Genomic DNA, 1389 nt, shown 5'->3' with positions numbered 1-1389 from the left:
TGATGTTAGTCTAAATAATGGACACAGAGAATTGGGAGTTTATAAAGTATAATAATCTTAACAATTTACTAGGAGTGTCTAAGATGACAAAACGAAAAAGTTATGACAAAGAATTTAAATTAGAGGCAGTACAATTAGTTGAAAGTGGCAAGAGAGTTGCTGAGGTTGCACGTGAGCTGGATCTTGCAGAACAGACATTACACAATTGGGTAAAGAAATTTAGTAAAGATGGCGAAGTTGCATTTGTTGGTAGTGGGAATTTAAAGCCTGAGGATAAGGAAAATAAAGAATTAGAAAAAAGAATACGTGACCTAGAAGAGGAAAATGCCATCTTAAAAAAGGCTATGGGCATCTTTGCGAAAGACCGGAAGTAATTTACAACTTTATTCAACAGCACCGACACGAATTCCGTGTGGCAAAGATGTGCGAAGTATTAGGTGTTTCAAGAAGTGGTTACTACGAGTGGCTGAACCGACCAAAGAGTAATCAAAAAGAACGGAAAGAAAAGTTAACGAGCCAAATAAAACGAGTGTATTTGGACTCAAGAAGAAATTATGGTAGTCCGAAAATCACAAAACAATTGAATTCAGAAGGAGTCTCTGTATCGCAAAAAACAGTATCGCGAATTATGAAAGAAGAAGGCATTCGCTCAAAAACAGTGAAAAAATACAAAGCGACGACGAATTCAAAACATAATCTACCAGTATATCCAAATCTATTAGACCAACAATTTAAAGTAGAACGCCCTGGACAAGCGTGGGTAGCTGACATTACGTATATATGGACCAGTGAAGGTTGGCTCTATCTAGCAACGATTATGGAGTTGTTTTCAAGACGAATCATCGGTTGGGCAATGGATGAGAGAATGACAAAGGAATTAGTGATCCTCGCCTTAAAACGAGCAATCAGAACTCAGACTCCAACGCCTGGGCTCATTCATCATTCAGATCGTGGGAGCCAGTATGCGTCGAAGGAATACCAACAAGTGTTACGAACTAACAGAATGATTACAAGTATGAGTAGAAAAGGAAACTGTTACGATAATGCATGTATCGAGTCATTTCATAGCGTCATCAAAAGAGAGTTAGTTTTTCATGAAAAGTATAAAACGAGAGATCAGGCCAAGAAAAGTATCATTGAATACATCGTTAGTTTTTATAACTACAAGCGTATCCATTCTTTTACAAATTATATGTCGCCCATTGCATACGAAAAGCAATATTTCAAAACTTCACAAAAAACTAAGGTCATATAATTAAACCCTTTTAACCTCACAAATAATTTAAGGGTTACGCCCCTTAAATTATTTGTGAGGCGAGCAAGCGATAGCGCGCTTAGATTTAAAGCAAAATCTCAATTTTCCCTGTCCATTTTCTTGACATAGTATCA

Annotated in this window: 1 protein-coding gene; it reads left to right on the top strand. The window is 36.9% G+C overall.

Features of this window, described 5'->3' with window-relative positions; all coding sequences use genetic code 11:
- Positions 1-83 precede the first annotated feature (83 nt).
- A protein-coding gene (locus tag QRN68_RS15055; RefSeq protein ID WP_285397716.1) for an IS3 family transposase occupies positions 84-1255 on the top strand; the annotation gives its coding sequence in 2 pieces (ribosomal slippage) (positions 84-345 and positions 345-1255; 1173 coding nt in all).
- Positions 1256-1389: the final 134 nt, after the last annotated feature.

The sequence above is a fragment of the Lysinibacillus sp. fls2-241-R2A-57 genome, assembly GCF_030209535.1.
GTDB lineage: Bacteria > Bacillota > Bacilli > Bacillales_A > Planococcaceae > Lysinibacillus.
This window is presented reverse-complemented; position numbering and strand designations above follow the sequence as displayed.